Source organism: Streptomyces sp. NPDC001941 (genome assembly GCF_040296945.1).
Lineage (GTDB): Bacteria > Actinomycetota > Actinomycetes > Streptomycetales > Streptomycetaceae > Streptomyces.
On sequence record NZ_JBEOYE010000002.1, the window covers coordinates 185,341 to 209,580 of the forward strand.

Sequence of the window (24,240 nt, forward strand, 5' to 3'; positions counted from 1 at the left end):
CCGATGCTGACCACCACCAAGCGCGCGGGGCGCCAGCTGCACGGCGGCCGAATCACCTACGCCGTGCTGACCCTGTTCACGATCGGCTCGCTGTTCCCCCTGGTGTGGACCGCGATCGCCGCCTCCCGCAGCAACGGGCGGCTCGCCCAGACCCCGCCGCCCTTCTGGTTCGGCGGGAACCTGTTCAAGAACCTGGAGATCGCCTGGACCGACGCCAACATGGGCACGGCGCTGCTCAACACCACGGTCGTGGCCGGATCGGTGGCGCTGGGCACGGTGCTCTTCTCCACGCTGGCCGGCTTCGCCTTCGCCAAGCTGCGCTTCCGCTTCAAGAACCTGCTCCTGCTGATGGTGATCGGCACCATGATGGTGCCGCCGCAGCTGAGCGTCGTACCGCTGTACATGCTGGTCGCGAAGCTGTCCTGGACCGATCAGCTGCAGGCGGTGATCCTGCCCGCGCTGGTGTGCGCCTTCGGGGTGTTCTTCATGCGCCAGTACCTGGTGGAGGCGCTGCCCACCGAGCTGGTCGAGGCCGCCCGGGTGGACGGGGCGAGCAGCTGGCGGGTGGTGTGGCACGTGGTGTTCCCGGCCGCGCGGCCCGCGATGGCGGTGCTCGGGATGCTGACCTTCGTCATGTCCTGGAACGACTTCTTCTGGCCGATCATCGCCCTGACGCAGAACGGCAGCCCGACCGTCCAGGTCGCGCTCACCGGCCTGGGCCGGGGGTACATCCCCGACCAGTCGGTGATCATGGCGGGCGCGCTGCTGGGCACGCTGCCGCTGCTGGTCGCCTTCGTCCTGTTCGGCCGCCAGATCGTGGGCGGCATCATGCAGGGCGCCGTCAAGGGCTGACCCGATCCCGTCCCCCTCGCACCCGTCCCTCTCGCACACGTTGGGAGCTCAACCATGCCCGTCACCTTCCCCGACGGCTTCCTGTGGGGCACCGCCACCGCCGCGTACCAGATCGAGGGCGCGGCCCGTGAGGGCGGTCGCACGCCCTCCATCTGGGACACCTTCAGCCACACCCCCGGCCGCACCGAGAACGGCGACACCGGCGACACCGCCTGCGACCACTTCCACCGCAGGGCCGAGGACGTGGCGCTGATGGCGGACCTCGGGGTGGGCGCGTACCGCTTCTCGGTCTCCTGGCCGAGGGTGCAGCCGACCGGGCGCGGCCCGGCCGTCCAGCGCGGCCTGGACTTCTACCGGGGCCTGGTCGACGACCTGCTCGGGCGGGGCATCAGGCCGGTGCTCACGCTGTACCACTGGGACCTGCCGCAGGAGCTGGAGGACGCGGGCGGCTGGCCCGAGCGGGAGACCGCGTACCGCTTCGCGGAGTACGCGTCCCTGGTGGCCGGGGCGCTGGGCGACCGGGTGGAGATGTGGACCACCCTCAACGAGCCGTGGTGCAGCGCCTTCCTGGGGTACGGCTCCGGGGTGCACGCCCCGGGCCGCACCGACCCGGTCGCCGCGCTGCGCGCCGCCCACCACCTGAACCTGGCGCACGGCCTGGGCGCGAGCGCGCTGCGGGCCGCGCTGCCCGCCCGGGCGCAGGTGTCCATCAGCCTGAACCCCTGCGAGGTGCGGGCGAGGAGCGAGGACCCGGCGGACCTGGACGCGCGGCGCCGGATCGACGCGCTGTCCACCCGGGTCTTCACCGGGCCGCTGCTGAAGGGCGCCTACCCGGCGGACCTGCTGGCGGACACCGCGGGCCTGACGGACTGGTCGTTCGTACGGGACGGGGACCTGGCGGCGATCCACCAGCGGCTGGACTGGCTGGGGGTCAACTACTACTCCCCCACGCTGGTCTCGGGCGCCGAGGAGGGCGCGCCCCCGGCCGACGGCGGCAACGGCGGGCACGGGATCACCGCGCACACCCCCTGGCCGGGCGCGGACCGGGTGGCCTTCCACCAGCCGCCGGGCGAGCGCACCGAGATGGGCTGGACGGTGGACCCGTCGGGGCTGCGGGACCTGCTGGTGCGGCTGGGCCGGGAGTTCCCGGGGCTGCCGCTGGTGGTGACGGAGAACGGCGCGGCCTGCGACGACAAGGTGTCCGCGGACGGCTCGGTGCACGACCCGGACCGGATCGCCTACCTGCACGGGCACCTGGCCGCGGTGCGCCGGGCGATGGAGGACGGCGCGGACGTGCGCGGCTACCTGCTGTGGTCGTTCCTGGACAACTTCGAATGGGCGTACGGCTACGGCAAGCGGTTCGGCATCGTCCACGTGGACTACGAGTCGCAGGCGCGCACCCCGAAGTCGAGTGCCCGCTGGTACGCGCGGGTGGCGCGCTCGGGGGAGCTGCCGGACACCCGGGCGGAGTAGCGCCGGGAGGCTGCGGCGGGGCGGCACGGAATGCCGTCCCGCCGCAGCGCTGTTAATTTCCGGCTTATGTCCTATTTGCGTACGCATGCCACCGCGGTCCTCACGGAACGGCCCGGGTGAGGCCGGATGGGGATCATCCGTGACCACCCCGAACTCGCCCTGTTCCTCTGCCTGGCGGGCGGCTACCTGGTCGGCAAGCTGCGCTTCGGCCCGATCACGCTCGGCGGCATCTGCGGCACGCTGATCGTCTCGCTGCTGCTCGGCACCCAGCACGTCACCGTCGACGACGACGTGAAGACGGTGTTCTTCGCGCTGTTCATCTTCTCGCTCGGCTACCTGGCCGGGCCGCAGTTCTTCGCCAACCTCAACCGCAAGAGCCTGCGCTTCTTCGTGCTCTGCTTCATCGAGCTGGCCTCGATCATCGGCATCGCGTTCTTCCTCGCCAAGACCTTCGACCTGGACGTGGGCACCGCCTCGGGCATCCTGGCCGGCGCCGCCACCGAGTCCGCCGTCGTCGGCACCGCGACCGAGGCGATCGGGCAGCTCAGCGGCCTGACGGCGGAGCAGGTCAGCCAGTACCAGGGCCACGTCGCCACCGCGTACACCGTCTGCTACCTGTTCGGCCTGATCACCATCGTGCTCTACACCAGCCAGTTCATGCCGATGCTGATGCGGGTGAACCTGCGCGACGCCTCCCGCGAGCTGTGGGAGAAGATGCGCGGCGGCGACAGCGGCCTGGAGGCCGACGAGCGCGAGGCGCTGCCCGGCCTGGTCGGGCGCACCTTCCTGGTCACCGAGGCCGACGGGCGCACCGTCGCCGACCTGGAGTCCTCGCTGGGCGGCCGGGTCACCGTCGAGTCCGTCAAGCGCGGCAGCAAGGTGCTCACCCCGCCCCCGCCGGACTTCGAGCTGACCCTGTCCGACCTGGTCCTCACGGTCGGCCGGCGGGCCAACATCATCGAGGCCGGCCGGGTCATCGGCCCCGAGACGCCCGCCATCCCCGGCCTGGACACCCCGCTGGCCACCCGGCAGATCGCGCTCACCGACAAGGCCCTCCAGGGCAGCACCCTGGACCGGCTCACCAAGGAGCACCCGGAGTTCACCAGCGGCGGGGTGTACGTCACCGACGTGCTGCGCAACGACCAGCACCTGCCCGCCACCCCCGACACGGTCGTCCACCGCGGCGACGTGCTCACCCTGGTGGGCTCCCGCTCCGGCCTGGGGCGGCTCGCCTCCAAGATCGGCGCGGTGGTGAAGAACGACGCCACCGACTTCATCTACCTGGGCCTGGGCATCGCGGTGGGTTCGCTGCTCGGCCAGGTCGTGGTCCGGTTCGGCGACGTCCCGCTGTCGCTGGGCACCGGCGGCGGCTGCCTGATCTCCGGGCTGCTCTTCGGCTGGTTCCGCTCGCTGCGCCAGACCTTCGGCGCCTTCCCGCCGCAGGCCGCGACCACGCTGAAGGACATGGGCCTGGCGGTCTTCATCGCCTGTACGGGACTGATCTCGGGGCCGCAGGCCTGGCCTCTGCTCAAGCAGTACGGGGCGCTGCTGCCGTTCGCCGGGATCGCGATGGTCCTGGTGCCCGCCACGCTCTCGCTGCTGGTGGGCCGCAAGCTGCTGAAGATCGAACCGCCGCTGCTGGTCGGCGCGATCGCCGGACAGCAGTGCTCGACCCCGGCGATCACCTCCGTCACCCAGGTGGCCCAGAGCTCGGTCCCGATGCTCGGCTACACGATCACGTACACCCTCTCCAACTTCCTGCTCCCCCTCACCGGACCCCTGCTGGTCGGCATCCTCGGAGCGTAATCAATGATCGACTTCCTCAACCGGAACATCTTCCAGCCCCATCCCGAGCTGCTGGTCTTCATCACCCTCGCCCTGGGCTTCCTCGTCGGGAAGCTGCGGTACAAGGCGATCGCGCTGGGGGCCGTGACCGGCTGCCTCATCATGGGGCTGGTCCTCGGGGCCCAGTTCGGGGTCACCATCGAGGGCACCGTGAAGAACCTCTTCTTCACGATGTTCCTCTTCGCCCTCGGCTACCGCGTCGGCCCGCAGTTCTTCCGCGGCCTGAAGAAGGACGGCCTCCCCCAGGTCATCAACGCGGTGGTCGTCTGCGTCACCGGCCTGCTGGTCTGCTGGGCCTTCGCCGCGATGCTGGGGTACGGCCCCGGGCTCAGCGCCGGCCTGCTCGGCGGCGCGCTCACCCAGTCGGCCGTCATCGGCGTCGCCCAGGACGCCATCGGCAACCTGCCGGGCCTGTCGGCCGCCGAGGTGAAGGACCAGGAGAACCTGGTCGCCATCGGCTACGCCGTGACCTACCCGCTCGGCACCATCCTGTGCGCCCTGCTGCTGGCCAGCGTGATCCCCCGGCTCTACCGCCGCGACCTGGCCGCCGAGTCGGCCGTGCTCGCCAAGGAGATGGACGCGCCCCAGGACAACCCCGACCTGCACGAGGGCTACTACGAGGTCGTCCTGCGCGCCTACACGGTGGAGCGCCCCGACATCGTGGGCCGCACCATCGACGACTTCGAGAAGCAGCAGAAGGAACTGGGCCGGCGCCTCTACATCACCGGGGTGCGCCGCGACGGCCAGGTCCTCGCCCACGACCAGGGCACCGTCCTGGCGCAGGGCGACGTGGTCGCCATGAGCGCCCTGCGCGGCGACCTGGTCAGCTACGACGCCCGTACGCACGTGGGCGGCGAGGCCGACGACGTGGAGCTGCTGGGCTACCAGACCGAGTCGCTGCACGTGGTGGCCTCGGAGAAGGCGCAGCTGGGCAAGACGATCGCCGAGCTGCGGGCCGAGCCGTTCATGGTGGGCGTCTACGTCGACAAGCTCTACCGCTCCGGCGCGGAGTTCCCGTACCGGCTCAACACCAAGGTCGAGCGCGGCGACACCCTGATCCTGACCGGCCCCAAGCGGCTGGTGGACCCGGCGGGCAAGGCGATCGGCAAGCCGGTCCCCACCAGCTTCGCCACCGACATGATCTGGATCGGCCTGGGGATCTTCCTGGGCGGCTGCATCGGCATCCCGGCGCTCAAGGCGGGCGGCGTGCCGATCTCGCTGTCCACCTCGGGCGGCGCACTGATCATGGGCCTGGTCTTCGGCTGGATCCGGGGCAAGTACCCGACGTACGGCAACGTGCCGCCGGGCGCCCAGTGGTTCATGGACACCCTCGGGCTCTGCCTGTTCGTCGCGGTCGTCGGCATCAACGCCGGCCCCTCCTTCACCAGCGGCCTGTCCACGGCCGGCTGGGGGCTGCTGGTCTTCGGCGCGGTGGCCACCGTGATCCCGCAGATCGTCGGCTTCCTGGTGGGCCACCACATCCAGAAGATCCGCTTCCCCATCCTGATGGGCGTCCTGGCCGGTGGACAGACCACCACCGCCGCCATCGGCGCGATCAACGAGTCCGCCAAGTCCCAGGTGCCGACGCTCGGTTACACCATCCCCTACGCGGTGGCCAACGTGCTGCTGACGATCTGGGGCGCCGTCATCGTCCTGCTCCACCACTGAGAACGCCCCGCGCCCACCCCCGCGACCGCAAGGAGCCACCGTGCCCAAGACGACCCTCACCCGCGCCCAGATCAAGGAATACGCCCAGCTCAGCCCGTTCGAGCTGAAGAACATCTTCATCGACCTGGCCCAGCAGGCCCAGGCGGACGAGCCGGGCCAGAAGGACAAGTCCTCGGTCCAGATGCTCAACGCGGGCCGCGGCAACCCCAACTGGACGGCCACCGGCCCCCGCGAGGCCTTCTACGCGCTCGGCTACTTCTCGCTGGCGGAGTCCCGCCGGGTGTGGACGGCCGACAACCTGGGCGGCATGCCGGAGAAGGACGGGTCCGGCGACCGCTTCGACGCGTTCGTCCGCAAGAACCCGGCGCTGCCCGGCATCGAGCTGCTGCAGAAGTGCGTCGAGCACGCGGTGGAGCGCTTCGGCTTCGACAAGGACGCGTTCGTCCACGAGCTGACCGACAGCTCGGTGGGCGACAACTACCCGGTCCCCGACCGGATGCTGGTCCACGCCGAGCAGGTGGTGCGGGGGTACATCGCGGACGAGATGTTCGACAAGCGCCCGCCGGAGGGCAACGTCTCGTACTTCGCGACCGAGGGCGGCACCGCCGCCATGTGCTACATCTTCGACTCCCTGATGAAGAACGGGATCCTGAAGAAGGGCGACAAGATCGCCCTGATGGTGCCGGTCTTCACGCCGTACATCGAGATCCCCGAGCTCGACACCTACGAGTTCGACGTGACGTACGTCCAGGCGAGCAACTTCGCCGAGGAGGGCGTGCGCGAGTGGCGCTACCCCACCGAGGAGGTCGCCAAGCTGGAGGACCCGGAGATCAAGCTGGTCTGCCTGGTCAACCCGTCCAACCCGCCCTCCCTCGCGCTCAGCGAGCGGGTCGCCGACCAGATCAAGACGATCGTCGCGGAGAAGAACCCGAACCTGCTGATCGTCACGGACGACGTGTACGGCACGTTCGTGGAGGGCTTCCGCTCCATCGCCGCCGACCTGCCGCGCAACACCCTGCTGGTGTACTCGTACTCCAAGCACTACGGCTGCACCGGCTGGCGCCTGGGCGTCATCGGCCTGCACGACGACAACGTCATCGACGAGATGATCGCGGGCTTCCCGCAGGACGCCAAGGACGCGCTGAACAAGCGGTACGGGACGCTGACCCTGGAGCCGGAGAAGATCCGCTTCATCGACCGGCTGGTGGCGGACTCGCGCCAGGTGGCCCTCAACCACACGGCGGGCCTCTCGCTCCCCCAGCAGGTCATGATGACCCTCTTCTCGCTCTTCGACATGCTCGACGAGGGCCAGGAGTACAAGCACCGCATCCGCGCGATCGTCAACCGCCGCCTCGACCTGCTGCTCGAAGGCGCCCAGATGAAGATCGCCGACGACCCGCAGCGGGCCGGGTACTACATCGAGCTGGACCTGCTCGCCGAGGCCGAGCGGGTGCACGGCAAGGAGTTCGCCGACTTCCTTGAGCAGAACTACGAGCCGATCGACTCGCTGTTCCGGCTCGCCCAGCAGACCGGCGTGGTGCTGCTCAACGGCGGCGGCTTCGAGGGCCCGGAGTGGTCGGTGCGCGTCTCGCTGGCCAACCTCGACGACCTGGACTACCTGAAGATCGGCCACCACCTGCGGAGCATCTTCGACGACTACGCGCAGGAGTGGCGGGCGTCGAAGGGCTGAGCCCGGGGCCCGGGGGGTGGTCCCGGGCCCCTCACCCGGGCGAGAAGCTTTCTGTAGTGGGCGTTATGGAATCTGGTACGGTACCCGTACTTCCGTAACGCCCACTACACATTCATGGGCGCACGACCACAGGGGGACCCACCATGACCGCGCCCGCACTGCTCCTGGCCCACGGCGCCACCGGCAGCCTCGCCGACAACTACGGCCCGGTCCGCGAGCGGCTGGAGCACGGCAGGACCGTCCTCGGCGCCGACTACCCGGGCAGCGGGGACGCGCCGCGCTCCGGGGAACCGCTGGAACTCGACTCGCTCGCCGACCTGTTGGTGGCAGAGGCGGACGCGGCGGGCGTCGAGCGGTTCGCCGTCTCCGGGTACTCGCTGGGCACCGCCGTCGCCGCGCGGATCGCCACCCGCCACCCCGGCCGGGTCACCGCCGTGGTGCTCACCGCACCCTTCGCCCGCCTCGACAACCGCACGCTGCTCCACGTCCGCCAGTGGAAGCACCTGTACGAGACCGGCGACCGGCTCGCCCTGGGGCGCCACATGCTGCCGCTGGCCCTCGGCCCCGCCGCGCTGGAGGCGATCGCCCCCGCCGACCTGGACGCCGCCGCCCTGGCCACCGGCGAGTCCGCGCCGCCCGGCACGGCCGAGCAGGTGGACCTGGTGGCCCGCGCCGACGTGCGCGACGACCTGCCCCGCATCGCGGTGCCGACGCTGGTCGTGGTCACCACCGAGGACCGGTTGGTCCCGGTCCCCCTCCAGCGGGCCGTCGCGGCGGCGGTGCCCGGCGCCCGTACGGCCGGACTCGCCACCGGACACCTGCCGTTCGCGGAGGCGCCCGAGGAATGGGCGGGGCTGATCACCTCGTTCCTGGACGAGGTCGCGGGCGGCTGAGGCCGAGCCCGGACAGGGGTGCGCCCCGGCCGGAAGGGGGGAGTTCCCGGCCGGGGCGCTGTGGGGGGTGGTGGAACGGGTGGCCCCGCGGCGGCTACTTGCCGGCGGCCAGCGCCCTGGTGAAGGCGAACGGCTCCTGGAGGACCGAACTGCACGTCGGGTCCGCGTAGTTGACGGCCCCCGCGGCGCACTGCTTGTCGCGGGTGCCGGACCACATGGAGAGCCAGCCGAGGCCCTTGTCGCGGGCGAAGGCGGCGAGCTGCCCGGCGTCCTGGACCGTGAAGACCTCCGACGCGACGTCGTTGACGCCGATCATCGGGGTGACCGCGACGGCCTTCCAGGCCGCCGCGTCGGACAGCCCGAACACGCCCTTGACCTGGGCCTGCGTGGCGGTGGCCGCCTGCGTCGCGTACGTACCCATGTCACCGGAGTAGGCCGGACCGTAGTCCATCGCCATCACGTTGACCGCGCCGACCTCCACCCCGTTCTTCTTCGCGTCGGCCAGCAGGTCCACGCCCGGCTGGGTCAGCCCCTCGGGCATCACCGGCAGCGTGAAGGAGACGTCCAGGCCCGGGTGGGACTTCTGCAGGCTCGCGATCGCCTGCGCGCGGCGGGAGTTGGCGGCGGTGTCCGGCAGCGCGCCGCCCTCGATGTCGAAGTCGACCCTGGTCAGGTCGTACTGGTCGATCACCTTGCCGTACGCCTTGGCCAGCGCGTCCGCCGAGGAGCACTTCAGCGCCAGCTCGGACCCGGCCGCGCCGCCGAAGGAGACGCGCACGTCACCGCCCTTGGCGCGCAGGGCGGATATCTGCGACGCCACCTTGTCGGACGCCAGGTCGGTCACCCCGCCCCACAGCGGCTCGCAGGACCCGCCGGAGGTGACGAAGGCCAGGTTGAACTCCTTCACCCCGGTCTTGGCGACGGTGTCGAGCAGGTCGTACGCGGGGTTGAGGGAGGTGTCCACGAAGGGGGCGAACCCGCCCGCCGCGCCCTGCCCGGCGGGCGGCGAGGTGGGCTCCTTGGTGGGGGCCGGGGTCCCGGTGGGCTGCTGCGTCGGCTTCGTCGTCGAACTCGTCGTCGGGGCGGGGGCGGACGGCCCGGTGGTGGGCCGCTCGCTCGGGCGGCCGCTCGGCGCGGGCGTCGCGCCGCCGTCGACCGAGCACGTCGCCCCGTCGATCTCGCAGTGCGACGGGTCGCCGGCGGCGCCGCTCGCGGTGGTCACGAAGCCGACGGTGACGGAGGCGCCGGGGGCCAGCGCCTTGTTCCAGCCGGTCGGCTTCACGGTGACGTGCCGCCCGCTGACGGTGTGCTCGCCGTTCCACAGCGAGCCGATCGACGTCCCGGCGGGCAGGTCGAACTCCAGCGTCCAGCCGGAGCGCGCCTCGTCGGTGTCGTTGGTGATGACGTACTGGCCGGTGTAGCCGCCGGTCCAGGAGCTGGTCCGGGTGTACGCGGCGCCGACGGCCGCCGCCTGGGCCGTCCCGGTCAGCGCGAACGCCGCGCCGCCGACGACGGCCGCCGCCACGACCGCGCCGACCGCCTTGGTCCTGCCGCTCGCCCTGCGCCGGTGGGTAGTGCTGCCCATTCGCGTGCCTGCCTCTGTCGTACGGGGGTGGGGGTGCGGCAGCACGCTAGCGACCGGGAAACGGACAAAGATCCGTTAGCGGGCGGGGAGGGGGAGCCTTAGGGTCCGCTTAAGGGGAGCATGGGGCGGGGGAAAGGTTGGCGGGCGGGTGCGGGAGCGGGGGCGGGGGCTAAGCCGGGCGGGGGCGGGGGCTGAGCCGGGCGGGGGCGGGGGCTGAGCCGGGCGGGAGCGGGGGCTGAGCCGGGCGGCTGTTCGTACGCGTCCGGCGCCCGGCGGCTGGTCGTACGCGTCCGGCTCCCGGCGCCTCAGCGGCCCGGTTCCCCCGTCGTCGCCGCGCCGCGGCCCCGCTTGCGGCGGCCCACCCGGTGGCCCCGGCGGCCCTCCCCCGCGCGGTGGTGGCCCAGGCCGATCCAGACCCGTACCTCCGTGCCGCCGAGCACCGAGTGACCGATCCGCACGTCGCCGCCGGTGGACTCGGCGACCCGGCGCACGATGTCCAGGCCCAGGCCCGTCGAGCCGTCCCGCCCGGTGCTGTGGCCGCGCGCCAGGGCCGCCTCCGGGTCGAGGATGCCGGCGCCCGCGTCGGAGACCAGCACGATGACGGCGTCCTCGCCGTTGTGCACGTCCACCGAGAAGGCGGTGCCCTCGGGGGTGTGCCGGAAGACGTTGCCGAGCAGCGCGTCGAGCGAGGCGACCAGTTCGGGGCGGGCGACCGGGATGCGCACCGGGCGGTCGACGCCCGCCACCCGTACCTTGCGGCCCTCGTCCTCGGCCAGCGCCGACCAGAAGTCCATCCGCTCGCGCACCACTTCGGAGACGTCGCAGCCCGAGCCGGGACCGGACGCCTGGGTCTGCGGCTTGGCCTCGCGCGCGGTGCGGATGATCGTGTCGACCTCGCGCTCCAGCTGCTCCACTGCCGCCCGGGTCTGGTCGGCGGCCGGTCCCTCGCCCAGCGAGGCGGCGTTGAGCCGCAGCACGGTCAGCGGGGTGCGCAGCCGGTGGGAGAGGTCGGCGGCCAGCTCGCGCTCGTTGGCCAGCAGCTGGACGACCTGGTCGGCCATGGAGTTGAAGGCGACCGCCGCGGACTTCAGCTCGGCGGGGCCCTCCTCGGGCACCCGGGCGCCGAGCCGTCCCTCGCCCAGCTCGTGGGCGGCCCGGGCGAGGCGCTGGGCGGGCTGCACCATGCGGACGCCGAGCCGGTCGGCGACCGCGACCGAGCCGACGATCAGGGCGACGCCCACGCCCGCCAGGACCAGCCAGGCGGTGGCGACGCCGTTGGTGACGGCCTCCTCGGGCACGAACAGCTCGACGACCGCGATCTCGCCGCTGCCCAGCGCGGTGGGCTGGAGCAGCACCGAGCCGCCGGGCACCTCGGCGATGGAGGCGCGGCCCAGCTCCCGGGTGGTGCGCAGGTCGTCCTCGGAGGCCCGGCTGGTGCCGACCTCCAGGGGCTTCCCCCCGGGTCCCGACGCGGGCACGTGCACGGCCATCCGCCGGGCGGCGCCGTCCTCGGTGGAGGCGACGGCCCGCTGGAGCTGGCGCGCGTCGCCGGTGATGGCGAGGACGGGGGCGATGCCGGCGGCGCGCCGCTCGGCGTTGGAGAACGCCCGGTCCCTGGCCATCTCCTTGATGACCAGGCCGAGCGGTACGGCGAAGGCGACCACGACCATGGCGGTGACCGCCAGCGCCACCTTGACCAGGGCCCATCTCACGCGGGTGGCTCCAGCTTCACTCCGACGCCGCGCAGGGTGTGCAGATAGCGGGGGTTGGCGGCGGTCTCGCCCAACTTCCGCCGCAACCAGGACAAATGGACGTCGATGGTCTGGTCGTCGCCGTACGACTGCTGCCAGACCTCGGCGAGGAGTTCCTTGCGCGGTACGACCACGCCGGGACGCCCGGCGAGGAAGGCCAGCAGGTCGAACTCGCGCCGGGTCAGGTCGAGGCGGCTGCCGTCCAGTTCGGCCTGGCGGCGCAGCGGGTCGATGGCGAGGCCGCCGACCCGGATCTCGCGCGAGGGCGGCGCGTCCCCGGCGGCGGCGCGGGCGCGGCGCAGCACGGCGGCCATGCGGGCGGAGAGGTGCTCCACGGAGAACGGCTTGGTGAGGTAGTCGTCGGCGCCGGCGTTCAACAGCCGTACGATCTCGCCCTCGTCGTCGCGCGCGGTGGCGATGATGACCGGGACGTCGGTGATGCCCCGGAGCATCTTCAACGCCTCGGACCCGTCCAGGTCGGGGAGTCCGAGGTCGAGGATGACCACGTCGAAGCGGAAATGGGCCACTTCGCGCAGCGCCTCCAGGGCAGTGCCGACACTCCGCACGGTGTGGGAGGCGTCGGTGAGATGCCGGATGAGGGCTGAGCGCACGAACTGGTCGTCCTCGACCACGAGCACACTTGCCATGGGCGGCACCGTACGCCATCCGGAGCAACGCGGTCCCCGGCGGGACACCCGTGGTGCGGGTGGTGCAGTATGGGCCGGATGCGCAGAGGACTCGTACACGCCGGGGCGTGGACGCTCGCCACGGGCGCGGCGGTCACCCTCTCCTGGTGGGGCGTGCACACCGTGATGGCGGGCACCGTCTACGACGCGCCGATGGCGCTGCCACTGGCGTCGGACGCCCCCACGACGCGGGGCGCGCGCCCGCTGTCGTCGTCGACGCACCGCCCCAAGGAGCCGGAGGGGAAGGGTCCGTCGAAGCCGGACGACTCGGACAAGGGGGGCGGCTCGCGCGGTTCCGACACCCCGCCGCCTCCCGCACGGAAACCTTCCTCCACCTCGTCCGGTACGTCACCGTCGGCGCCGCCCCCGGCGTCCTCGTCCCACGGCTCGGCCTCCACCGGCACGGTGAAGAGCTACCGGGTGTCGGGCGGCCGCGCGGTGTTCGACATCGGCGCGGACGCGGCGGAACTGATCTCGGCGACGCCGGAGCCGGGCTGGCAGATGCAGGTGTGGAAGCAGCCGACGTGGATCCGGGTGACGTTCACCCGGGACGGCCGGGAGGTCTCGGTCTTCTGCACGTGGCACGACCACGCCCCGATGGTGGAGCTGGACGACCGCTAGGGCGTGTCGTTCAGGACCTGTCGTCCGGTACCGTTCGCGCCGTTTCCTCACGACACGTGCAGCGCTCGCCCTCGGGGCCGTAGTTGACGGGCTTGCGACAGGCGGCGCAGTTGCTGAGCACGGTGACGCCGGGGGGCGGCCCGGGCGGGATGGCCCACATGGTCAGTGCGCCTCCGGTGCGTGGGGGTGCTCCGGGTGCTTGCGGATGAGGACGTTGCAGTCGGATACGGCGGAGAGGTCACGGCGCTCCCGGGCGGCGCGGCGGCGGTGGGCCAGGGTGTGGCAGGTGGGGCAATCGGGGGGTGCTTCTGGGTCCGTGTAGTCCGTTGCCGACGTCTGCACCATGGCGGCCATCGCGCCTCCCGCTCGCTTCCGAAGTCGTTGCGACGACCCTAGGAAGCGGTGGACCGGCGCCGCCACGTTCTTGCACGTGCTTGCACGCGGATCAGTCGAGCGCCGTGATGGCGTCCGAGATCAGGGCCCGCGCGGCGGTGCCGTACACCGCGATCCCGGACAGTTCGGCGAAGGCCTTCGCGTAGGTGGCGATCTCGGTGGGGGCGGTCACGTTCACCGCGGCCGTGAGCAGTTCGACGGTCGACTGACGGTCGTCGAACAGGTAGAAGGCCTCCAGCGGCCACACGCGGCGCGGGGCCGTGAAGGGGATGACGCCGAGGCTGACGTTCGGCAGGGCCATGACCGCGAGCAGGTAGCCGAGTTGCCCGGCCATGACGGCCGCGTCGGCGATCCGGTAGCGGAGCACCGCCTCCTCCAGGAGGAGGGCGAACCGGTGGTCCCCCTCGTGGAGGACGCGGGAGCGCTCGATCCGGGACGAGGCGGCCGCCTCCGAGTCGTCCGGGGTGCCTTGGAAGGCCGCGATGGTGGAGAGCAGGGCGGCGGCGTACGCCTCGGTCTGGAGCATCCCGGGGACCACGTTCGAGCAGTACGCGCGGAAGTGCCGGGTCCGCTGGAACAGCGGGACGACCTCCTCCTGCGCCCGGCGCATGCCGTGGCGGTGGAGCTTCTGCCAGTGCACGTACATCTGGTCGGCCTGGCGGTTCGCCGCGACCAGGTCCGCCACTTCGCCCTCGGCCCCGCACGCCGCGCACCACGCGCGGATGTCGGCGTCGGACGCGGGCGTCCTGGCCCGCTCGATGCGCGACGACTTGGCAGGGCTCCAGCCACAGCGAAGAGCCAGTTCGTGCCCGGTGAGTTCGGCCTCCCTGCGCAGGCCGCCGAGCCGGGCGGCGATGGCTTCGCGGGCGGCCTGGGCGCTGGACGAGGGTGACGCGGACATGGGTCGGCTCTTCGCGGGACGTCGGATCAGACGGAGAACTTCTCGTGCGGGACCCCACGTTCCCACACCGCTTCGAACGCGGTGGAGGCGAGGGCGGCCACGGCCGGTTCGGACCGGACCTCCCACTTGGGATCGGCCCAGTCCCCGGCCCCGGTGAAGTGGTTGAAGAGGACCGTCTCGCCGTCGAACAGCCAGAAGTCGTTGCCGGGGAACGCGATGTCAGAGGCGTGCCGCCGGGGCAGCCAGCGCACCTGCTCCCCCGCGTGCAGGTTCACCACGGTGCCGGCGTGCTCGTACCGGATGTAGTCCATGACGGGCTCGGAGACGACCCGCGCCCGGCGGAACGAGACTCCCCTGGCCGCGGTGGACCGAACCAGCTCGACCCAGGGCGTCCAGTAGGCCGAGGCGGGGTCCACGTCCCGCTGTCCCGTACGCCTCCAGTGCTCGAAGTCGTCGACCTCGTTGCCGACTCCGTACGCGTCGCGCAGCTCCAAGTGCACCGCGGAGTGCCGCGCTACCGCGAGCAGTTCCCTGAAGTCAGGCTCCTTCTGCGACATCGCACGCCTTCCTGATCATCGCCGCCATGCGGACCGGAATCCGGACCACGCCTTCGTGAGGAGGGATGCCCGGCGCGTGTCCGGGCACCGCGAACGCGGCACACCACGCCACGAGTTCGTCGTCGGGCTTCCAGCCCTGGAAGACCAGCTCCCGCTTCTCTTCGTCCACCCAAACGGTGGGTGAGCCCACTTGTCCCGTCTCCGGGTCGATTCCGATGAACCGCAGTGCCATGGCCACCTCCGGTCTCAAGCGGCTTGCGCCGACTTGCACGAGCGTGGCTGCGGGCGCGCCCGAGCGTCAAGAGCGCTCGGGTGTCCACGGACAGTTCTCGGCCACACGCGCATCCGGCCCCGCAGGCGGCACGGGCCCTGATCCGCAAGGCGGTCCGGGCTGCCGAGCAGGACGGCGCGGGCTCCTAGCGGCACCACCGCGGCCCCGCTCCGCACCGCCTCAGCGGAACACCGACGACGGCGGCTCCGGCGACGGCTTCGACGTCGCGTCCGTCACCACCGGGGCGCCGCCCGTGAAGTCCGCGAGCGCCGCCCCCGCCTCCACCCTCCCCGGGTGCGGGTCCGTCGCCACGCGGCGGGTGAGGTCGGCGACCGGGAGCGGGACGTCCGACGCCACCAGGACCGCGTTGCCGAAGCGGCGGCCCCGCCAGACCGTGGGGTCGGCGGCCAGGGCCAGTTCGGGGAAGACCGCCGCGGCCGTCGCGACCTGGCCGCGCAGGTGGGCCAGGGGCGGACCGTCGGCGAGGTTCGCCGCGTAGTGGCCGCCGGGCTTGAGCACCCGGCGGACCTCGGCGAGGAACTCCGTGCTCGTCAGGTGCGCCGGGGTGCGGGCCCCGCTGAACACGTCGGCGATCACCACGTCCGCCCAGGCGTCCGGCAGCTTGGTGAGTCCGGCGCGGGCGTCCCCGCCGCGCACCCGGATCCGGGCGTTCGGGTCAAGCGGGAGTTCCCGGCGCACCAGCTGGACCAGGGGCGCGTCCAGCTCCACCACCTGCTGGGTGGAGCGCGGCCGGGTCGCGGCGACGTAGCGGGCGAGGGTCAGGGCGCCGCCGCCCAGGTGCAGCACGTGCAGCGGCTGGCGGGCCGGGGCGGCCAGGTCGAGGACGTGGCCGAGGCGGCGCTGGTACTCGAAGGTGAGCCGGGTCGGGTCGGCGAGGTCCACGTGGGACTGCGGGGCCCCGTCGAGCAGCAGGGTCCAGCCCTGCGGACGGTCCCGGTCGGGTATGAGTTCGGCGAGCCCGCCGTCGACCTTCTCGACGACGGCCTCGGGCGTCGCCTCCCGCCCGCGCTGTCTGTTCCTCGCCACCCGGCCAATTATGAGGTCAACGGCAGTTGTCGGCCGCTTCGATCATGCGGGCCGCCTCATCCAGGGCCTCCCGCAGCACCTCGGGGTCGGTCACCGGGCCGCCGTCGGCCGGGGGCAGCAGCCAGCCGGAGCCGGTGACCGGGGGCTCCGGGTCGGGGTCGGCGTGCAGGCCGGGGATGCGCAGTCCCCGCCCGTTCGTACGGGTGCAGGCGCTGCCCGGGACGTCCCAGGCCTCGGCGGTGCCGGGCGGTACCAGGAAGCCGAGGGTGTCGCAGGCGCCGTCGTGGATCACCGGGCCGACGGCCGGGGCGCCGCCGCGGCGCAGGATGTCGACGGCCTCAAGGCCCTGCCGGGCCGGGACGGTGACCAGGTCGAGCGGTGCCTCGGGGGGCGGCGGGGCGCTGATGTCCTGGCTCGGCCCGCGGCGCGCGGTCGTACAGGAACCGCCGGTCATCTCCATGCCGACCTCCAACACAGGGAACCCCTCCTCGTCGAGTGGAGACGACGCCCTGCGGGCGGTTCTCCGGCTCCACCTGGTTCAACGGCGCGGGGGCGTCAAGGGCTACGGCGGCACGCCGCCGCAAAGGATGGCAGTTCATGGCAGATCATGGGTGAGATATCCGTTTTGTAGGCAAACTCCGTGTGAGCGTCCGGTCACAGCGGGTACGTTCTTGCCCCGCCGGGACACCGGCGGACAAGGAGAGGCTCGGCCATGGCGTCGTCAGGGGCAGTTCCCAATCACGCCTTCCGCCGCCTGCGCGGACAGCGTTCACCGGGCGAGTTCGCGGCGGCGGTGCGACGGGCGGCCCGGGAGATCGGCGAGCAGGTCGCCTGCGACGCCCGCTACATCGGGCGCGTGGAAGCGGGCGAGATCCGCTGCCCCAACTACGCGTACGAACGGGTCTTCCTGCACATGTTCCCCGGCCTGTCGCTGACCGACCTGGGCTTCACGGCGCGGGAACGGGTCCGCGGGCGGGGCGCGCGGGCACGGACCGGTGCGCCCCTGTCACCCATCACGATCCACGACCGCGGGGTCGGCGACGACGAGGAGAGCGACGTGCGGCGTCGCGCATTCATGGCCGGCTCCACCACCTCGGTGGCGGCGGTCTCGCTGGGGCTGGCCCTGGGCGTCCCCGCCCCGCGCGGCCGGGCCGGCCGGACCGAGGCGAGCGCGGTCGAGGAGGCCGTGCGCAGGATCCGCCTCCTCGACGACCGGCACGGCGCGGACGGCCTGTACCGCAGGGCGGCCGAGCCGCTGCGCACCGCGTACGAGCTGCTCGACGCGGGCACCTCGGGGCGCGCCACCGCCGACCGGCTGTACGCGGGCGCGGGCGAGCTGGCCCTGTCGGTGGGCTGGCTGGCGCACGACTCCGGGAGGCTGCAGGACGCGCGCTCGCACTACGCGGAGGCGCTGGCCACCGCGCGCGTGGCGGGCGATCCGGGGCTGGAGGCGCACGCGTTCTGCAACACCTCGTTCCTGGCCAGGGACGCCGGACGGTACCGCGAGGCGGTACGGGCCGCGGAGGCCGGGCAGCACGCGGCCCGGCAGCTGTCGTCCGCCCGGCTGGTCGCCCTGCTGGCCCTGCGCGAGGCGGGCGGCTGGGCGGGGCTCGGCGACCGCGCGGCCTGCGAGCTGGCGCTCGGGCGGGCGCACGCGTGGTTCGGGCGGGGCCCGTCCGACGCGGACCCGGAGTGGATGTCGTTCTTCGGCGAGCCGGAGCTGGAGGCGCTGGAGGCGCAGTGCTGGTCGGCGCTGGGCGACTGGCGCAAGGCGGCCCGGCACGCGCACCGCGCGGTGGCCCTCCAGGACCCGCACTTCACCCGGAACCTGGCGCTGTACCAGGCGCAGCTGGCCGCCGACCTGGTGCGCGCGGGCGCACCGGAGGAGGGTGCGTCGGCGGGACTGCGGGTGCTGCCGCTGCTCGACGACGTCCAGTCGACGCGGATCCAGGCGATGCTGCGGGACACGGCCAGGGCGCTGGCGCCGGGCGGGCGCAGCGAGCAGGTGGCGGTGTTCCTGGAGCGGACCCGCCGGGTGTGAGGGCGGACCCCTCCGGTCCGTACGTGCTCCTCGGTCCCTAAGCGGAGCCCGTCCGGCTGCTCTCGCGTCCGCACGAGGGGCCCGCGCGGGTTGTTCAGTACTCCAGGTGCCCGGTGTCGTTCCAGCGCTCCAGGGCCGGGGCCCCGTACGCCCAGCCCAGGACCGACAGGCTGGTCGGGTCCAGGCGGACGCGGGCGCCGAAGGACAGGTCCTCGCCCATCCAGCGGGCCGCGATGGAGCGCAGCATGTGCCCGTGCGCGAAGACCAGGACGTCACGGTCGGCCGAGCGCGCCCAGTCGACGACCTCGTCCGCGCGCGCGGTGACCTGCTCCAGGCTCTCGCCCCCCGGGACGGCGTCGCGCCAGATCAGCCAGCCCGGGCGGACCGCCTGGATCTCCGCCGGGGTCATGCCCTCGTAGGCCCCGTAGTCCCACTCCATGAGCGCGTCCCAGTGCGCGGCGCGGTCGCCGAAGCCCGCGAGCTCGCACGTCTCGCGCGCGCGGGACAGCGGGCTGGTGCGCACCTCGACGTCCGGCAGACCGGCCCAGGGGCCGCGGTGCAGCCGCTTCCCGAGGAGCTCGGCGCCCTCCCGTCCCTCGTCGAGGAGCGGGATGTCCGTCCTGCCGGTGTGCTTCCCCAGCTTCGACCAGGCGGTCTGGCCGTGCCGGGCGAGCAGGATGCGCGGTGCCATGCGGAGCTCTCCCTGAGGTTCACAAACGGTGCCTTTCCATCATCGCTCACCTGAACCTCCTGCGAACCACGGGCAACCCGGGCCACGATCATCGCGTCATGTACACACCGGGGGGCGATGTCCGCCGCCGTTCACATACACCGTACGGTTGACGGTCGGCCATCCGCAGTTGGCCGTACGCACACATCGATGGAGAGCGTCCGGATGTCGCTACCAGCCACCGCGCAAGGGCAGACGCACACGCACACCCACCCCCGCCGCCCCCGCTGGTGGACCGAGCTGCCGCTGATCGCCCTGGTGTACGCCGCCTACTCGGCGGGCCGGCTGCTCGCGCGCGGCGACGTGTCCACCGCCGTCGACCACGGCCTGGCCATCCTGCGCGCCGAGGAGGTCCTGCGGCTGGACCCCGAGCGCGCCCTGAACCGGCTCTTCACCGACACCCCCGCCCTCGGCATACCCGCCGACTTCGCGTACGCCTCGCTGCACTACCTGGTCACCCCGGCCGTGCTGGTCTGGCTCTTCCGCCGCCGCCCCGCCCACTACCGGGCCGCCCGCACCTGGCTGATGCTCTCCACGCTCATGGGACTGGTCGGGTTCACGCTGCTGCCCACCTGCCCGCCCCGGCTGCTCGACGCCGGGCACGGCTTCGTCGACACCATGGCGCAGTACAGCGCGTACGGCTGGTGGGGCGGCGAGGCCAGCGCGCCGCGCGGCCTGGGCGGCATGACCAACCAGTACGCCGCGATGCCCAGCCTGCACGTCGGCTGGGCCCTGTGGTGCGGCGTGCTGCTGTTCCGGTACGGCCGCACCCCGCTGCTGCGCGCGCTGGGCGTCGCCTACCCGCTGCTCACCCTGCTCGTGGTGATGGGCACCGCCAACCACTACTTCCTGGACGCGGTCGCGGGCGCCGCCGTGATGGGTCTCGGCTTCCTGCTCACGGGCCCCGCGCTGCGCCTGGCGGACCGGTTCCTCGCCCGCGTCGCTCCCGCCCCCCGCGGCCCGAAGTCCCCGATTGTCAGTGCCGGATGCGAGACTTCCGCGGGTGAGCGAATCCCTGGGCAGAGGACCGGGCGTCCCTCCGCGGACCCCGTCCCGGCAGACACCACCGACAGCGCTGAGGCAGCTGCTCGCTGAGCTGCGCGGACCGGCCGCCGCACCGCGTCCGCTGGACGCCCGCGCGCTGGCCGCCCTCGCCGCCAACCCCGGCTGCGACCGGCGCGCGCTGCTGGACGGCGCCGGGGTGGACAAGGCGGCGCTCGCCTCGGCGCTGGGCTCCCCCGCCCCCTTCGGCCAGTCGCAGTTCGCCTTCATGCGCGGTCACGCCTTCGAGGCCCGGGTGAAGGCCGACGGCGGGCGGTCCCTGCTCGCGCTCCTCGGCCACGAGTCGCCGGGTGACGTGCGGGTCCCCGACCTCGCGGCGGCGGGCCCCGAAGGCCGGGCGGCACGCACCGCGCTCGCGCTGCGCGAGGCCACCGCCGCGGGCGCCTGGGCCCTCCTCGACCACCCGATGCTGGCCCTGGAGGTCGCCGGGTCCCCGGCCTACCTGGAGCCGGACGCGGTCGTGGTCGCGCCGGACGGGCGCTGGACGGTCGTGGAGATCAAGTCCTTCCCGATGCTGGACGGTTCGGCGGACGCCGCCAAGGTCGGCGCCGCCGCCCGGCAGTCCGCGGTGTACGTGCTGGCCCTGGAGCGGGTCGCCGCGCTGACCGAGGGCGCCTCGGTGGCGCACACGGTGCTGCTGGTCTGCCCCAAGGACTTCTCCAACCTGCCCACGGCCGCCCCGGTCGACGTGCGCAAGCAGCTCTCGGTGACCCGCCGCCAGCTGGACCGGCTAACCCGGGTCGAGGACATCGCCGCGCGGCTGCCCGAGGGCACCCGGTTCGACGTGTCCGCCTGCTCGTCCGACGAGCTGGCCCGCGCGGTCGAGGAGGTGCCCCACGCGTACGCGCCGGAGTGCCTGGCCGCGTGCGAGCTGGCCTTCCACTGCCGCGACCGGGCCCGCGGCGCGGGCGCCGTGGAGGCGCTGGGCCGCTCCGTGCGGGGCGAGCTGGGCGGCCTGACGACCGTGGACGCGGTGCTGGCCGCCGCGCGCGGCGAGGCGGGCGACCCGGCCGACCCGACGGTGGAGGCGCTGCGGCGCGCCCAGGTGCTGCGGACGGAGGCCCTGGCATGTCGCTGATCGCCACCCTCGCGCGCCTGGAGGCCGTGGAGACCGGGCGCGCCCAGCCGCTGGCGACCGTGCGCCACTGCCATCTGTCCGCGCGCCCTCTGGTGCTCGTCCCGCTGACCACCGCGGGCGAGGCCGGCGCCCCGCTGGGGGCCCTGGTGGGAACCGACCCGGAGCGGGCCCGGCTGCTCGTGGTCACCCAGCCGCGCGACCGGGACCTGCGCGCCGCGTTCCTGGCCGACCTCGCCGAGGCGGTGCTGCCGCACTTCGACGCGTACGCGGAGGAGGTCGAGACGGCCGAGCGCTCCGAGACCGACCCGGAGACCGGCAAGAAGGTCAAGGTCGAGGTCGACCTGTGCGTGGACGCGCCCCAGCTGGTGGTGCCCAGCCGGGCGGGCGTCGAGTACGTACGGCTGCTCGGGCGCTCCACGCGCTTCCGCCGCACCGCCGAGCAGGACCCGGAGGCGGAGTTCCCGGCCCCCGCGCGGGTCCCGCTGCTCGGGCGCTGGCTCACCCACTTCGGCGAGCGCTCCCGGGTGCCCGGCTCCTCGCTGCTGCTGAGCGCCACCGACCTGCTGAACCGGCACTGGGCGACCGGCCAGTCCTCGCTGGAGGACCAGCACCTGGGGGCGCTGCTCGCCTGGGTGGACGTGCCGGAGGGCGGTAGCGGGGCGCGGGCGGCGCTGGCTGCCGAGACCGGGCGCGACGCGGCCGGACAGCTGCTGTGCCCGCCCGCGGGGCCGGCCACCGACCCGGCCTTCGACAACAAGCTGCTGGCCCCGGCGGTCGAGCGCTACGACCGGGCCCGCCAGCTGCTGGCCGGGGCGGAGGACGGCGAGCGCGCGGACGAGGGCCTGGGCGCGCTGCACCGGGCGGAGCGGGAGATCCGCGAGCTGCTCCTCGCCCAGCTGCGGCCCACCTGGGACGCGGTGTGGCGGGCGCTGGAGCTGGCCCGTGCGCTGCCCGAGGGGGCGCGGGTGGCCGACCGCTGGACGAGCGACCGGTGGTCGTTCACCGAGCAGCGCAACCGGGTGCTGTCCGGGGAGCCGCCGCAGCCCCGGCGGGACGACGCGGTGACCGCCGCGCGCAAGCTGGCGAGCCGGGAGGGCGCCCAGCAGAAGCTGGAGGCGCAGCAGGCGCTGGACGACCCGCTGGTGATGGCGGGGCGCCGGCTGTCCGGGGAGGCGTTCGCGGCGGAGGTCACGGACGTGGTGATGGCCTGGACGGAGTCCAAGCGGCCCTCGCCGCGCCCGCTGCTGACGGTGCGCACCGACGACCGTCCGCACCTGGGCGAGTCGGTCAAGGCGTACCGCTCGCTGGACGGCAAGCCGCAGAGCGCGGAGTTCGTGGAGTACGTCGCGGACGGCGACGGCGACGCGGGCGCGGGCGGCGGCACGCTGGTGCTGCGCCTGCTGGACCGGATGGGCCGCTCCCGGGAGCCCGCCGAGGGGTCGGTGCCGCAGAAGGGCGACCGGATCCTGTGGACCCTGTTCGAGCACGACCAGCGGGTGGGCGCCAAGCTGCCCGACCCGGAGGACACGCCGTGGACGCACGGCGGGCCGCCCCGCGCCGACGCCGAGAGCCCCGACGCCGTGACCCCGGAGGACCTGCTGTGACGTTCGACCCGTCGGCCGAGGCCGCGCGCGCGACCGACGCGATCCTGGCGGACACCCTGCACGGGGACGCGCGCGGTGTCGTCGTGGACTCCCCTCCGGGCGCGGGCAAGTCCACCCTGGTGGTGCGGGCGGCGCTGGAGCTGGCCGCCGCCGGGCGCCCCCTGATGGTGGTCGCGCAGACGAACGCGCAGGTGGACGACCTGGTGCTGCGGCTGGCCGAGAAGCAGCCCGAACTGCCGGTCGGACGGCTGCACAGCAACGACGCCTCGCCGTACGACAAGGCGCTGGACGCCCTGGACAACGTACGGAAGTCGGCGAAGGCGGGGGACCTGGCCGGGCTCGACGTGGTGATCTCCACGGCCGCGAAGTGGGCGCACGTGAAGAACACCGAGCCGTGGGCGCACGCGATCGTGGACGAGGCGTACCAGATGCGCTCGGACGCGCTGCTGGCCGTGGCGGGGCTCTTCGAGCGGGCTCTGTTCGTGGGCGACCCGGGGCAGCTGGACCCGTTCTCGGTGGTGGGCGCGGACCAGTGGGCGGGGCTGTCGTACGACCCGTCGGCCAGTGCGGTGTCGACCCTGCTGGCGCACAACCCGCAGCTGCCGCAGCACCGGCTGCCGGTGTCCTGGCGGCTGCCCGCGTCGGCGGCGCCGCTGGTCTCCGCGGCGTTCTACCCGTACACGCCCTTCCGCAGCGGTACGGGACCGGGCGACCGGCGGCTCGCCTTCGGGGTGGCCTCCGACGGCTCGGCGCCCGACCGGGTCCTGGACGAGGCCGCGGAGTCGGGCTGGGGCCTGCTGGAGCTGCCCGCCCGGCACACCCCGCGCACCGACCCGGAGGCCGTGCACGCGGTGGCCCTGGTGGTGCGGCGCCTCCTGGACCGGGGCGGCGCCGCGGTCTCGGAGCGCTCGGCGGAGCCGGTGCCGCTCACCCCGGACCGGATCGCGGTCGGCACCGCCCACCGCGACCAGGCGGCGGCGGTGCGCGCCGCGCTGGCCGGGCTCGGCGTGGCCGGGGTGACGGTGGACACGGCGAACCGGCTGCAGGGCCGGGAGTACGACGTGACGGTGGTGCTGCACCCGCTGTCGGGCCGCCCCGACGCGACGGCCTTCCACCTGGAGACGGGCCGGCTGTGCGTGCTGGCCTCGCGCCACCGGCACGCGTGCGTGGTGGTGTGCCGGGCCGGGGTGACGGAACTCCTGGACGAGCACCCGTCGACGGAACCGGTGCAGCTGGGCGTGACCGTGAAGTTCCCGGACGGCTGGGAGGCGAACCACGCGGTCCTGTCCCACCTCGCCGAACACCGGGTGCGCTGGGGGCCCTGACGGAGGCGGGGCGATGGAGCGCGCGGTGCACGTCAGCGCGGGCCTGCGGTCGTCCAGGAGGCGCCCGCCGCCCCGCACGCGCCGGACGGAGTCCGGCACGCCGCCGCAGGCGGCCGATGGTGACAGCCCCGGACGGCTGGGAGGCGAACCACGCGGTCCTGTCCCAC

At 73.4% G+C, this 24,240-nt stretch carries 22 protein-coding genes; 12 read left to right on the plus strand and 10 right to left on the minus strand.

Annotated features, from left to right (window positions below):
- The first annotated feature begins 3 nt into the window (after window positions 1-3).
- From ABT160_RS02820 to ABT160_RS02845, 6 genes are all read left to right on the plus strand, one after another.
- On the plus strand, window positions 4-852 hold the full coding sequence (locus tag ABT160_RS02820) for a carbohydrate ABC transporter permease (protein WP_351642629.1): 849 nt from the start codon (window positions 4-6) through the stop codon (window positions 850-852).
- A gap of 54 nt (window positions 853-906) precedes the next feature.
- Window positions 907-2,325 carry a GH1 family beta-glucosidase gene (locus tag ABT160_RS02825; protein ID WP_351642631.1) on the plus strand — a complete coding sequence of 473 codons (1,419 nt, stop codon included), beginning with the start codon at window positions 907-909 and terminating at the stop codon, window positions 2,323-2,325.
- 126 nt (window positions 2,326-2,451) lie between these two features.
- A complete protein-coding gene (gene aspT, locus ABT160_RS02830) occupies window positions 2,452-4,131 on the plus strand; it encodes an aspartate-alanine antiporter (RefSeq protein ID WP_351642634.1) in 1,680 nt (559 codons plus the stop codon).
- 3 nt (window positions 4,132-4,134) lie between these two features.
- Window positions 4,135-5,838, plus strand: a complete 1,704-nt coding sequence (gene aspT / locus ABT160_RS02835) for an aspartate-alanine antiporter (RefSeq protein WP_351642636.1) — start codon at window positions 4,135-4,137, stop codon at window positions 5,836-5,838.
- A gap of 40 nt (window positions 5,839-5,878) precedes the next feature.
- Window positions 5,879-7,528: a bifunctional aspartate transaminase/aspartate 4-decarboxylase gene (locus tag ABT160_RS02840; protein ID WP_351642639.1), complete on the plus strand. Its 1,650-nt coding sequence runs from the start codon at window positions 5,879-5,881 to the stop codon at window positions 7,526-7,528.
- Between the two features lie 143 nt (window positions 7,529-7,671).
- On the plus strand, window positions 7,672-8,421 hold the full coding sequence (locus ABT160_RS02845) for an alpha/beta fold hydrolase (RefSeq protein WP_351642641.1): 750 nt from the start codon (window positions 7,672-7,674) through the stop codon (window positions 8,419-8,421).
- A 94-nt stretch (window positions 8,422-8,515) separates the two neighbouring features.
- Here the strand turns inward: ABT160_RS02845 and ABT160_RS02850 are convergent, their stop codons facing one another.
- The 3 genes from ABT160_RS02850 to ABT160_RS02860 all read right to left on the minus strand — a co-directional run bounded on the left by ABT160_RS02850 (window position 8,516) and on the right by ABT160_RS02860 (window position 12,404).
- Window positions 8,516-10,006 (minus strand): glycoside hydrolase family 18 protein, encoded by a 1,491-nt coding sequence (locus ABT160_RS02850; protein WP_351642642.1) that lies wholly within the window; start codon window positions 10,004-10,006, stop codon window positions 8,516-8,518.
- A gap of 305 nt (window positions 10,007-10,311) precedes the next feature.
- A complete protein-coding gene (locus ABT160_RS02855; protein ID WP_351642645.1) occupies window positions 10,312-11,718 on the minus strand; it encodes a sensor histidine kinase in 1,407 nt (468 codons plus the stop codon).
- Window positions 11,715-12,404, minus strand: coding sequence for a response regulator transcription factor (locus tag ABT160_RS02860; RefSeq protein WP_351642647.1), 690 nt, complete (start codon window positions 12,402-12,404; stop codon window positions 11,715-11,717). The genes ABT160_RS02855 and ABT160_RS02860 overlap by 4 nt, the downstream gene beginning before the upstream one ends.
- Window positions 12,405-12,482: 78 nt before the next feature.
- Here ABT160_RS02860 and ABT160_RS02865 point away from each other — a divergent pair, with 78 nt between their 5' ends.
- Window positions 12,483-13,064 (plus strand): hypothetical protein, encoded by a 582-nt coding sequence (locus tag ABT160_RS02865; RefSeq protein WP_351642649.1) that lies wholly within the window; start codon window positions 12,483-12,485, stop codon window positions 13,062-13,064.
- A gap of 162 nt (window positions 13,065-13,226) precedes the next feature.
- Here ABT160_RS02865 and ABT160_RS02870 read toward each other — a convergent pair whose 3' ends face one another.
- The 6 genes from ABT160_RS02870 to ABT160_RS02895 all read right to left on the minus strand — a co-directional run bounded on the left by ABT160_RS02870 (window position 13,227) and on the right by ABT160_RS02895 (window position 16,693).
- Window positions 13,227-13,418: a hypothetical protein gene (locus ABT160_RS02870; RefSeq protein WP_351642651.1), complete on the minus strand. Its 192-nt coding sequence runs from the start codon at window positions 13,416-13,418 to the stop codon at window positions 13,227-13,229.
- A gap of 91 nt (window positions 13,419-13,509) precedes the next feature.
- A complete protein-coding gene (locus ABT160_RS02875) occupies window positions 13,510-14,358 on the minus strand; it encodes a helix-turn-helix domain-containing protein (RefSeq protein ID WP_351642654.1) in 849 nt (282 codons plus the stop codon).
- A gap of 26 nt (window positions 14,359-14,384) precedes the next feature.
- Window positions 14,385-14,915 carry a DUF6879 family protein gene (locus tag ABT160_RS02880; protein ID WP_351642656.1) on the minus strand — a complete coding sequence of 177 codons (531 nt, stop codon included), beginning with the start codon at window positions 14,913-14,915 and terminating at the stop codon, window positions 14,385-14,387.
- Complete coding sequence (locus tag ABT160_RS02885) at window positions 14,896-15,147, minus strand: hypothetical protein (protein WP_351642658.1); 252 nt, start codon at window positions 15,145-15,147, stop codon at window positions 14,896-14,898. The genes ABT160_RS02880 and ABT160_RS02885 overlap by 20 nt, the downstream gene beginning before the upstream one ends.
- 219 nt (window positions 15,148-15,366) lie before the next feature.
- A complete protein-coding gene (locus ABT160_RS02890) occupies window positions 15,367-16,233 on the minus strand; it encodes a spermidine synthase (protein ID WP_351642660.1) in 867 nt (288 codons plus the stop codon).
- A 16-nt stretch (window positions 16,234-16,249) separates the two neighbouring features.
- The gene (locus ABT160_RS02895) at window positions 16,250-16,693 is read right to left on the minus strand and encodes a hypothetical protein (protein ID WP_351642661.1); all 444 of its coding nucleotides are present in this window, start codon (window positions 16,691-16,693) and stop codon (window positions 16,250-16,252) included.
- Between the two features lie 252 nt (window positions 16,694-16,945).
- On the opposite strand from ABT160_RS02895, the gene ABT160_RS02900 reads away from it, so the two are divergent.
- Window positions 16,946-18,274, plus strand: a complete 1,329-nt coding sequence (locus tag ABT160_RS02900; protein WP_351642663.1) for an NsdA family TPR-like regulatory protein — start codon at window positions 16,946-16,948, stop codon at window positions 18,272-18,274.
- 94 nt (window positions 18,275-18,368) lie between these two features.
- On the opposite strand, the gene ABT160_RS02905 is transcribed toward ABT160_RS02900, so the two are convergent.
- Entirely contained in the window at window positions 18,369-18,965 is a 597-nt protein-coding gene (locus tag ABT160_RS02905) for a histidine phosphatase family protein (RefSeq protein ID WP_351642665.1), read from the minus strand.
- 204 nt (window positions 18,966-19,169) lie between these two features.
- Between ABT160_RS02905 and ABT160_RS02910 the strand changes: the two genes are divergently transcribed.
- The 4 genes from ABT160_RS02910 to ABT160_RS02925 are packed head-to-tail and all read left to right on the plus strand — an operon-like array spanning window position 19,170 to window position 24,073.
- Window positions 19,170-20,099 carry a phosphatase PAP2 family protein gene (locus tag ABT160_RS02910; RefSeq protein WP_351642668.1) on the plus strand — a complete coding sequence of 310 codons (930 nt, stop codon included), beginning with the start codon at window positions 19,170-19,172 and terminating at the stop codon, window positions 20,097-20,099.
- A complete protein-coding gene (locus tag ABT160_RS02915; RefSeq protein ID WP_502984150.1) occupies window positions 20,008-21,144 on the plus strand; it encodes a hypothetical protein in 1,137 nt (378 codons plus the stop codon). Before ABT160_RS02910 ends, ABT160_RS02915 begins: the two co-directional genes overlap by 92 nt.
- Window positions 21,135-22,748 (plus strand): hypothetical protein, encoded by a 1,614-nt coding sequence (locus tag ABT160_RS02920; RefSeq protein WP_351642670.1) that lies wholly within the window; start codon window positions 21,135-21,137, stop codon window positions 22,746-22,748. Before ABT160_RS02915 ends, ABT160_RS02920 begins: the two co-directional genes overlap by 10 nt.
- Complete coding sequence (locus ABT160_RS02925; protein WP_351642673.1) at window positions 22,745-24,073, plus strand: AAA domain-containing protein; 1,329 nt, start codon at window positions 22,745-22,747, stop codon at window positions 24,071-24,073. The genes ABT160_RS02920 and ABT160_RS02925 overlap by 4 nt, the downstream gene beginning before the upstream one ends.
- Window positions 24,074-24,240: the final 167 nt, after the last annotated feature.

Bases quoted from the DNA above. Each gene is read 5' to 3' on its own strand.
- ABT160_RS02820 (WP_351642629.1), top strand. From the start codon at position 4: ATGCTGACCACCACCAAGCGCGCGGGGCGCCAGCTGCACGGCGGCCGA.
- ABT160_RS02825 (WP_351642631.1), top strand. From the start codon at position 907: ATGCCCGTCACCTTCCCCGACGGCTTCCTGTGGGGCACCGCCACCGCC.
- aspT (WP_351642634.1), top strand. From the start codon at position 2,452: ATGGGGATCATCCGTGACCACCCCGAACTCGCCCTGTTCCTCTGCCTG.
- aspT (WP_351642636.1), top strand. From the start codon at position 4,135: ATGATCGACTTCCTCAACCGGAACATCTTCCAGCCCCATCCCGAGCTG.
- ABT160_RS02845 (WP_351642641.1), top strand. From the start codon at position 7,672: ATGACCGCGCCCGCACTGCTCCTGGCCCACGGCGCCACCGGCAGCCTC.
- ABT160_RS02850 (WP_351642642.1), bottom strand. From the start codon at position 10,006: ATGGGCAGCACTACCCACCGGCGCAGGGCGAGCGGCAGGACCAAGGCG.
- ABT160_RS02860 (WP_351642647.1), bottom strand. From the start codon at position 12,404: ATGGCAAGTGTGCTCGTGGTCGAGGACGACCAGTTCGTGCGCTCAGCC.
- ABT160_RS02865 (WP_351642649.1), top strand. From the start codon at position 12,483: ATGCGCAGAGGACTCGTACACGCCGGGGCGTGGACGCTCGCCACGGGC.
- ABT160_RS02870 (WP_351642651.1), bottom strand. From the start codon at position 13,418: ATGGCCGCCATGGTGCAGACGTCGGCAACGGACTACACGGACCCAGAA.
- ABT160_RS02875 (WP_351642654.1), bottom strand. From the start codon at position 14,358: ATGTCCGCGTCACCCTCGTCCAGCGCCCAGGCCGCCCGCGAAGCCATC.
- ABT160_RS02880 (WP_351642656.1), bottom strand. From the start codon at position 14,915: ATGTCGCAGAAGGAGCCTGACTTCAGGGAACTGCTCGCGGTAGCGCGG.
- ABT160_RS02885 (WP_351642658.1), bottom strand. From the start codon at position 15,147: ATGGCACTGCGGTTCATCGGAATCGACCCGGAGACGGGACAAGTGGGC.
- ABT160_RS02895 (WP_351642661.1), bottom strand. From the start codon at position 16,693: ATGGAGATGACCGGCGGTTCCTGTACGACCGCGCGCCGCGGGCCGAGC.
- ABT160_RS02900 (WP_351642663.1), top strand. From the start codon at position 16,946: ATGGCGTCGTCAGGGGCAGTTCCCAATCACGCCTTCCGCCGCCTGCGC.
- ABT160_RS02905 (WP_351642665.1), bottom strand. From the start codon at position 18,965: ATGGCACCGCGCATCCTGCTCGCCCGGCACGGCCAGACCGCCTGGTCG.
- ABT160_RS02910 (WP_351642668.1), top strand. From the start codon at position 19,170: ATGTCGCTACCAGCCACCGCGCAAGGGCAGACGCACACGCACACCCAC.
- ABT160_RS02920 (WP_351642670.1), top strand. From the start codon at position 21,135: ATGTCGCTGATCGCCACCCTCGCGCGCCTGGAGGCCGTGGAGACCGGG.